Source organism: Blautia sp. ZXY-1-B12 (genome assembly GCF_056339915.1).
On sequence record NZ_JBWJVP010000171.1, the window covers coordinates 1 to 8,596 of the forward strand.

Annotated in this window: 10 protein-coding genes and 1 pseudogene; 8 read left to right on the top strand and 3 right to left on the bottom strand. The window is 41.3% G+C overall.

The genetic code is table 11. The annotated features are described in order from the left end of the window. Positions 1 to 363: 363 nt before the first annotated feature. Both AC075L_RS09390 and mobV read right to left on the bottom strand, forming a co-directional pair. Positions 364 to 768, bottom strand: a complete 405-nt coding sequence (locus tag AC075L_RS09390) for a hypothetical protein (protein ID WP_476387560.1) — start codon at positions 766 to 768, stop codon at positions 364 to 366. Continuing rightward, a complete protein-coding gene (mobV, locus tag AC075L_RS09395; RefSeq protein ID WP_476387561.1) occupies positions 716 to 1,504 on the bottom strand; it encodes a MobV family relaxase in 789 nt (262 codons plus the stop codon). Before mobV ends, AC075L_RS09390 begins: the two co-directional genes overlap by 53 nt. A 1,077-nt stretch (positions 1,505 to 2,581) precedes the next feature. On the opposite strand from mobV, the gene AC075L_RS09400 reads away from it, so the two are divergent. The 6 genes from AC075L_RS09400 to AC075L_RS09425 all read left to right on the top strand — a co-directional run bounded on the left by AC075L_RS09400 (position 2,582) and on the right by AC075L_RS09425 (position 7,465). Then, the gene (locus AC075L_RS09400) at positions 2,582 to 2,734 is read left to right on the top strand and encodes a hypothetical protein (RefSeq protein WP_476387562.1); all 153 of its coding nucleotides are present in this window, start codon (positions 2,582 to 2,584) and stop codon (positions 2,732 to 2,734) included. 462 nt (positions 2,735 to 3,196) lie between these two features. Beyond that, entirely contained in the window at positions 3,197 to 3,337 is a 141-nt protein-coding gene (locus AC075L_RS09405) for a hypothetical protein (RefSeq protein WP_476387563.1), read from the top strand. 342 nt (positions 3,338 to 3,679) lie between these two features. Continuing rightward, positions 3,680 to 4,024 (top strand): transposase, encoded by a 345-nt coding sequence (locus AC075L_RS09410; protein WP_476387569.1) that lies wholly within the window; start codon positions 3,680 to 3,682, stop codon positions 4,022 to 4,024. 52 nt (positions 4,025 to 4,076) lie between these two features. Further along, complete coding sequence (locus tag AC075L_RS09415; protein WP_476387564.1) at positions 4,077 to 4,316, top strand: hypothetical protein; 240 nt, start codon at positions 4,077 to 4,079, stop codon at positions 4,314 to 4,316. Between the two features lie 891 nt (positions 4,317 to 5,207). After that, positions 5,208 to 6,557 (top strand): Eco57I restriction-modification methylase domain-containing protein, encoded by a 1,350-nt coding sequence (locus tag AC075L_RS09420; protein WP_476387565.1) that lies wholly within the window; start codon positions 5,208 to 5,210, stop codon positions 6,555 to 6,557. Next, on the top strand, positions 6,554 to 7,465 hold the full coding sequence (locus AC075L_RS09425; RefSeq protein WP_476387566.1) for a BsuBI/PstI family type II restriction endonuclease: 912 nt from the start codon (positions 6,554 to 6,556) through the stop codon (positions 7,463 to 7,465). The genes AC075L_RS09420 and AC075L_RS09425 overlap by 4 nt, the downstream gene beginning before the upstream one ends. Before the next feature lie 178 nt (positions 7,466 to 7,643). Here the strand turns inward: AC075L_RS09425 and AC075L_RS09430 are convergent, their stop codons facing one another. Beyond that, positions 7,644 to 7,799 (bottom strand): hypothetical protein, encoded by a 156-nt coding sequence (locus AC075L_RS09430; RefSeq protein ID WP_476387567.1) that lies wholly within the window; start codon positions 7,797 to 7,799, stop codon positions 7,644 to 7,646. A 171-nt stretch (positions 7,800 to 7,970) separates the two neighbouring features. On the opposite strand from AC075L_RS09430, the pseudogene AC075L_RS09435 reads away from it, so the two are divergent. Together AC075L_RS09435 and AC075L_RS09440 are read left to right on the top strand one after the other, a co-directional pair. Then, positions 7,971 to 8,144 (top strand): annotated as a pseudogene (locus AC075L_RS09435) (ATP-binding cassette domain-containing protein); the annotation flags it as partial. A gap of 142 nt (positions 8,145 to 8,286) precedes the next feature. Further along, entirely contained in the window at positions 8,287 to 8,484 is a 198-nt protein-coding gene (locus AC075L_RS09440) for a hypothetical protein (protein ID WP_476387568.1), read from the top strand. Positions 8,485 to 8,596 lie beyond the last annotated feature (112 nt).

An 8,596-nucleotide genomic window follows, 5' to 3' on the forward strand; every position in this document is an offset into this window, starting at 1 on the left:
CATCGGACAGGATCTTTTGGATGAAAATAGAATAGAAGCAGATATGAAATCAAGCGAATCCACCAAATGATTCAGAGAGCAGATTCGATTCAGGTAAATCTGTTTTTCTTATTTTAAAGAGCAAGCGTAAGTTCGTTCTTGCACTTTCATCTCGGAAATTGAATTACCGAGGATCCCCAATTGTCATTCTAAATGACATTGGGGACTACCGGAGTTAATATTACCTGCCATTACTGGCACCGTCATTATAGCAGCCACCATCATTCCTAGAACCAATTCCGGGAAGCAGTTTCTTGTATTTCATTGTACATATACCTGAAAAATATTTGGAGGTAATATGACGAAAAGCAAATGGGTCGTATTTTATCTGTCCAGGGTAACATCCCTTGACTCATACATCTGTTTGGCTGCTTCATAATCCTGTTCCATTTTCTCCGCAAACTCCGGCATTTCGTCTTTCATGTAGGACATGACCTGGTTCCGGTAGGTGTTCTCCTCAACGATTTCTTTTAATTTTTCCACCTTGTGTAAGTCCTGCAGCGTCTTTTTACTTTTTTCTTCTAACTTCAGGTATTTTGTATTCATTTCTCCGCAGAGCCTGTCCATCTCTACGTATTTTTTCTCCAGCTTTCCAACCTGATCGGAGAGTTCCTGATTTTTGCGTCTTAATTTTATTTCCTCCTCCTTGAACTCAGCCCTCTGGGAGGAAACGATGTTAATGGCTGCTTTCTTGGCCCGTTCGTTCTGCTCGTCTAACTCCTGGCGCATTTTTGTTTCCTTGTTCAGCATCTCGCGGAGGGAAGCGGCACGTTCCTCCTGGATCAGGGGACAGGATCCTCTCCCGGAAGGAGTTGGCAGACTCACCCTGTTCAGGACGTGGAATGTCCATGGTCTGGTTTAGCTTGGTATAAAACTTTTTGATGTCCTGGTGTTTTGCAGAGGAACGCTCGATTCCTCTTTTCAGTCCATGTTCCTGCATGGCCTTTGCGTAGGAATCCTGCAGACGGCGCAGGGCAGCGGCACCGTCAGTAAACCGGGAGGCACAGATCCTGCCTTCTTCATTTACGGGGACTACGAGAGAGTGGCAGTGGACATTTCCGTACTCGTCCCCATGGTACATGACGCTCAATACGCAGTTCCCGTTCTCAGGAGTCAGGTTGAACGTGTCTTTTAACCATTTCACATTGTCCTCCTGCCATTTCTCTACATCTACCTTTCCGGCATCCTCGTGGGAGAAGGTAGTGACGATCTCGTATGCCAGGACTGCATTACTCCGCAGCTTGTGGTCTTTGTAATACTCTAAAGACTCCATTTTCTGTTTGAACGCCTCATTGTAGTCGACCGGGTTTCCGTCTTTTCCTATAAGAGGGATAAGCTCCCTGTTCATCCCGGACAGTTCCGGGACTGCATTGGGGACAGTGATCTCCCTGTAATTGTGTTTGTATTTGGCCGCCATAACATTCAATGACTTAATCTTTTTTATATCCATAAAACAGTATCCCATAACGTTTTACTCCTTTTTTTCTTTAATATGAATAGAAAGAGCAGGAATGAAAATCCGTATATACTTACGGGATTTTTTAAATGAAAAAGTTTTCAGAAAACAGGCTTAATAATCTGCTGTTCGGATGAAATTAGATAAAAATGCCGTTTTCGGGCAGGAAGCAGGCTAAAAAATAATCTTTAGGGGAGTCTGAGGAAGGGTTTTAAGGGTAAATTCCGTATATACTTACGGAATATAGAATTTTGGAGAAAAAATGGCGTTTTAGAACAAAATAGGCTAAAAACAGGAAAAAAAGCAGATTCCGTATATACTTACGGATTTATTTTGGGTGTTTTGAGGTGTTTTGGTTGGAAAACAGGAGGATTTTTGGGAAAAATCAAATTCCGTAATAAGTGTACGGAAACTAGACTTTGTTATTCTGCGGAAAAATACTGTGTGACAATTTAATTATGTCTTAGAAAGATTTATGGTAGTCATGCTCTCCGCGGATATGCCTCGGATAAGCAAAAGACAGGATTGTTGTAATAAGTCTTTGAAATCATGGGACTATACCTTGGTGAGTTAAAGATAGAACAGGATTGTGTTATTTTGACCATACGTTTAATAGAAATCCCTTCCGCGGACATGCTGCGGATAATAAAAATGGTGGGAAATAGAGGAAATCCGGTAGTTTGAAGCCCTCCGCGGATATGCCTCGGAGAGATATGGAAAGTTGATCCAGTGTGTAGAAAAGAAACCCTGCTAAAGTTCCTCTTCCGCGGAAAAGCCGTGGATATAAGAAAACCTTATTAAAATGCGATTATCTGAAGAAAAGCCAGGGAAAGATGTGTGAAAGGCTGGTTGAAAGCGAAAAGGATCGTGAAAAAACCTCCGCGGAAAAGCCTTGGAGAAGCTGCGGAGAGTAATACTGCCAAGTTATGATAAAAAGAATCAGTGTCATGTAAAGGTGTGATAAAAACAGAGAGAAAGATACCATGTTAAGGTGGGTAGAAATACTCCGCGGAGAAGCCCTGGGGAAGTGTCACATTAAGGTGGAATAATATGGAAGCAGATGGAGAGTAAAGGTTACAAGTAAAGGTGGGTGTAAAAAAGGCCCTCCGCGGAGCAGGTGCCAGCGTGAGATGTGATGAAAAAGTGCCAGATAAAGGTGGGGACAGATGCAGCAGTAAAGCCACAGATAAAGGTGGGGTATCCGCGGAAAAGCAGGGTTCCATGTTAAGCTGTAACTAAAGAAGATAAAAAGTAACAGGTTAAGGTGTAACAGGGAAGCAGGGGTATTGATCCGCGGAGATGCAATATAAGTTCCACATTAAGGTGTGATAGAAAACGCAATAGTGGTGACATATAAAGGTGTGATGATATCCGCAGCCCGGATAGAGTTATAGTGCCAGATAAAGGTGGAATGTGTAGCAGGGAAGCTGGGGATATTGATCCGCGGATATGTAATAAAAGTTCCATATTAAGGTGTGGTAGAAAACGCTATAATGGTACCAGATTAAGTTGTGATGATATCCAAAGCCCCGATAGAGTTATAGTGTCAGATAAAGGTGGAATGTTTATCCGCGGAGAGAGAGGAAGGCGTGGGATTGATAAATGTCCCTACTGTTGTGGGTAATGTCATGTTAAGGTGGGAGAGTATAGTGTTGTGGTGGTTCTATCCGCGGATGGGATTGGGGAATGAGAGTGCCAGGTTTGGATACTGAGATGCTGGCAGCAGGAGCGGATGGATTGGGTGAGGTTTCCGCAGATGTATGGTGGATCTTGATGAGTGTATATGAAAGGCAGTCTACTGCGGATAGAGCGATTGGTATCATAAGGTGGGGTGAGAACTAGAGTGTTGATGAGTCTTTCCGCGGAGCTGTATTGTAAAGTTACTCATTAATGTGGAGTGAAAAGCTTGAAGTCCAGTGTTAGGGAATATATAATGGATTTGGACAAAAGTGTGTCGTCTGCGAAAGAATTTACGATGAAGAACAAAGCTCCTTGAAAGCCCTTTTTCAAAATCTATCGATTATGGTATGCAGACCTCTTATTTGAGGCTAAATTCTACTTCGTCAGTGAACATCTTCCAGATGATTCTGACAAGCTTGTCGGCACAGTACCAAAGGGCATTGTAATGGGTTCGGCTTTCAGTTCTCTTGGTATCGGAGACTGAAGCGTTAAGGTGGAAGCATTATCAGCGGAGAGTTCCGAAACAAATCATTTCCCAGCAAGGTTGTAAAGATGATTGAAGTTTTTTTTAAAGAGAAAGGCTTTGTGATTCTTGAACTGAATGGGGAAAGCGCCCATAACCATATTCTGTATGAGGCAGATTCTTCACTGTCCCCCCGGGACACTTGCCAACGTAGTCAGAATCAAGACCCGCAGGTTTGCAGGGAAGGAACTTGGGATACCCTTTTAAAGGAGTATTACTGGAAACCATTGTTATGGAGCGAAAACTATTTTGTGACAACAGTGAGCGAAAACAGTCTGGACAATGTCCGGACTTATATCAAAACCAATAGAAAAGCTTACTCTTAATGATTAGGAAGTGGGATTTCCCACATAAATGCTTGCATAGGAGGTGTTGATAATGGAAGCAATGAAAGATTATGTTGCTCATCTGGATAACAAAAAAAGAATTACACTCAGAGGAGCTGCTTATCAGTATTACAATGTAAAAGAATACGGAAATGGCTGCATTATTCTGGAACCTCGGGAACTGGTAGTACCAGAGAGCATTTCAGCTAAAACTCTGGCAGATATGGATCGTGCAGTAAGTAACTTTAAAAGAGGCGATGTTTCCACGGCTATTGACCTGTCAGATTTTTAAAAGTAATACAAATATCGGACTGGAACCGCATCCGGAAGATAAGAAAAATGGTGCATACGATAGAATTTCACTGTCGGATTTGTAGAATAAACCTGAATTTAAAAAACGGATATTGTGTTACTGCTCAAAGGTTAGCTGGACTTAGAAGAACCGATGGTGAAGACTGATAACAGTGATATTGTCTTTTGGAAGAGATTTTTCTCCCAGAGGGAATTAACTTTCTCCCAAAATCACCATATAATTGGGAGAAAGAAGGAAAGCCTATGAGAGACTTTAACTACCACAAACTGGCAGAGAGAACGTGAGATAATGAAATCCTCAGATACATGAGCATAAATCAAATAACTGGATGATGCACTTGCAAGGTATTTGAGACAAATGCCAAATGAGGATCCGGGATTAACTTGTAATATGACCGGAAATGTTATTTTCGCTTTTAATTGCAAATGGAGTCAACCAACTCGGTCATTGAATGGCCGAGGATCTTCGCTTGTATGTCCTGGAAACAGTAAATCGGTTTCTCTCCGCGGAAGCCTCTATCCGGTAACTAAATATTGGGAAAAGAGGAGCTTTTTTCCGCGGAGAAAAGAAATTATAGCTTTGTGCAGACAAGCTTACAAACTAGGAAAATAAAAGAAGCTGTCGGCGTTTTGTCGGCGGCTTTTCAATTATACGGAGGATTGGAAGTCCGCTGGTATGGAGATGTCAAGTAGAATCCTCTCCGCGGAGAAGGAATCTGCCAGATAAAGAAATGAATTTGCAGCAGGAACGGAATCAGGTTGAGAAAAGCTTCAGAAAGGATGACTTGAATATCGATCTTTGTTTCGGTATAATACAAACAGACCTTCGAAATAACTTTTTTGATTAGCAGATATAGGAGAAAAGTAGGATATGATCAATGAAATACTCTCGGGCACTCAAAAGTATATAGCTGAAAACAATAAGACAGAGAGAAAGGGGAAAGGGCAGTTTTTCACACCCCTTGTAATTGCTGAATTCATGGCTCAAAAAGCTGCGGTATCTAATGAGCATTTATCCATTCTGGAACCGGGGGCAGGAAACGGACTACTTACAGCGAATCTTATTAAGTATTTGATAGAGCATAATATGTGCCAATCGTTTTCCATAGAGTTTGTAGAGAATGATCCAGGTATCCTTCCAGTGCTTTCCCATACCGGAGAGTTAATCCGGGAATATGTAAAAGAAGCAGGAGGTTCTGCTGAAATAAAGATCTGTACAGAGAATTATATCACCGATGAAAAAAAACGTGAATATGATATCGTTATCTGCAATCCGCCATACCGGAAGATCAGAAAGGATTCCGAGGAAAGTATCTGTATGTCCCCATATGTGTATGGACAGCCGAACCTGTATGGTCTTTTCATGTGTAAAGCATTGGATGATCTAAAAGAAAATGGCAGATTTGTATTTATCACCCCAAGGTCGTGGACTTCTGGAAATTATTTTAAAAAAGTGCGGCATCATATCCTTAGAAACATAAACCTGACAGACCTGCTCCTGTTTGAGAATAGAAAAAATGTTTTTACAGATGAAGACGTACTGCAGGAAACACTGATCACTTGTGGGACAAAGGGACTGAAACAGGATAAAATGATCTGTTTTTATGATGAAAGTTTTGAACCTTTTTATGTTCCCTCCAAAACAGTGAAAGGGATCAGTTCGGATGAGTACCTGCTTCTTCCTTCCAGAAAAACAGATATTGAGACGATCAATAAGATGTCTGGATTAAAGGATACTTTTGAGAGTATGGGGTACTGTTTTAAAACCGGACCGGTAGTGGAATTTCGAAACCGCAGTTCTCTGTCCCGGACGGAGAAAAAAGGATATGTTCCAATGTTTCGAACTGCAAATATCGTAGGAGGAAAATTTGTATTTCCCGCCCATGTGGATAAGGCACAATATGTGGATGCAGGAGAGAAAAAACTCCTTCTTTCCAACATGAATACCGTTTTGGTCAGGAGACTTTCCGCAAAAGAAGAAGACAGAAGGCTTCAGTCGTGTGTCTATCGGAGAAGACAGGCAGAATACATTTCAATAGAGAATCATGTTAATTACCTGGTACGAACAGACGGAACTCCTTTAACGGAAGGAGAGGCTGAGTGGATCAATGCCCTGCTGATGTCGGATGATTACGATAACTATTATAGGATGATAAACGGAAATACACAGGTTAATGCAAGTGAGATCAATAAGCTGCCTGTGAAAAAGGAGAACAAATGAAAAGAAACGTATCACAATATACATACAAATGCCTGAATGAGGCAAGGGAGATTCTGGAGTCTATCAACATGCCAAGATCATTGTCCAATCCGCGGTGTGTCATGATACTTGCTGCTTTGGCTGAGATGACGGACTCAAAAAAGTGGAGGAACGCATCGGAGGATTATCATGGAACACACGACATTCTGGCGTATATCAACCATAATTTTCCAAACAAGGCAGATTTGGATAAAACCCCATATGCTGAGAATTCAAGGGAATCGTTCCGTAAAAAAACGATAAAGCCATGGATTTCTGCTGGCCTTTTGGAACCGAAAGCTGGTTTGGCTACAAATGACAAGGATAATTCCTATCGGTTTTCTTCTCATTTTGCAGTTTTAATTCGAAGTTATGGGACAGAGCAGTGGGAAGAACGGCTGAAAGATTATAATGACACACATATCTCTTATGCGGAACTCTTGAAGCAGGAAAAAAAGATTGAACGTGATTACGAAACTGTATATGGGGAAGAAATCATTTCCTTAAAGAAGTCGTCCCATAATAAACTACAGATAGAAATACTTGAGAAGCTGGTGCCATTGATATCCAAGGGAAAGCCGGAACTTCTGTATATTGGGGATGCTGCGGATAGAGATCTGTGGCAAAAGGATGAAAGGATGAGGGAACTTGGAATATATGTAATGTCAGAGTCTTCCTGTATGCCAGATATCATTCTTTACGATCCGCAGGAAAAACGGATCATTTTTGTAGAGGCGTTTCATTCAACCGGTCCCTTTACCCTGGACCGTGTCAATTCCATAAAAGCATTGTGTAAATGCGAGAAGGATACAGAGGCAGCGTTTGTTACAGCATTCAGTACTACATCAAAAATGCTGAAGCATTACAAGGAGATTGCGTGCGGATACTGAAATCTGGTGTGCTGATGAGCCAACCCATCTCACACACAAGAATGGAGACAGATTCATTGGCAGGCCAATGGATTAAAGTTTCTACGGAGAAGAACATATTGTAATGACGCCTGAAGAATAGACTCCCCACAACATGATACATATACTTGTCATGTTGTAGGGAGAAGTATTTCTTTTGTTATGCAGTTTTCTGTACGGCCAGAGTCTTGATCTCTTCTAAGGGCAGGGCAGTAAAAGCGGCAATGTCTTCATAAGTGAGTTTGCCGGAGACCAGCATACGTTTAGCAATTTCAATGCGTTCAGCTTTTCGCATATTTTCCATTTCTCTGCACATAGTCAAAACTCCTTGTATTCTTTGAAATATTTGAGAGTCTGCTGGTATTAAACTGGCAGACTTTCTTTGATCCTGGAAACAGGAAATCGGATTCTCTCCGCGGAAACTTTTATTCGGTAACTAAGTATTTGGAAAAGAGGAGCTTTTTTCCGCGGATATGATAAAATAATAGTTACAATGTATCCCAAGGAACTGTCAGGCGGAATGAAACAGGGAGTGGCTATTGCCAGAGCTTGTTCAGCACATCCGGAAGTGCTTTTGTTGAATGAACCTTTCAGTGCACTGGATGCGCAGACGAGGATTAAGCTTCAGTCGGGACTTCTGGATGCATGGGAGCAGGAAAAAAATTATAAAGAAGTAGCAAAACTGGTTAATTTATTACATGAAAATTGTTTCCACTTAGGATAAAGAACTGAATCAGTCGGAAATTGACTGTCTGCTGGTACAGAGTACATCCTATTCGCCAAAAGCACTTCTGGAAAAAGGTATGCAGGAACAAATTCTGGAACTGATTCGTTCTTATCTGGAAGAAAACAAATGGATTTTTCTCAGCAGCAATGAGATTGCCAGCAAAGTAAATCTTTCCAGGATTACCGTTCGCAGATATATGAATTATCTGGTGGAGAACAGGGAGATTATCAGCCAGATCGATTACTCTACAGGAGAGGAGACTGCTCTTCTGTAAAATATCAGAAGAACTGAAAAAATATGAGGCTTTATAAAATATACATGCTATAATAGGATCATCTGAATAATTCGTAAAAGAGACGAAAAGCTATGAACAGCATTTTTCACAG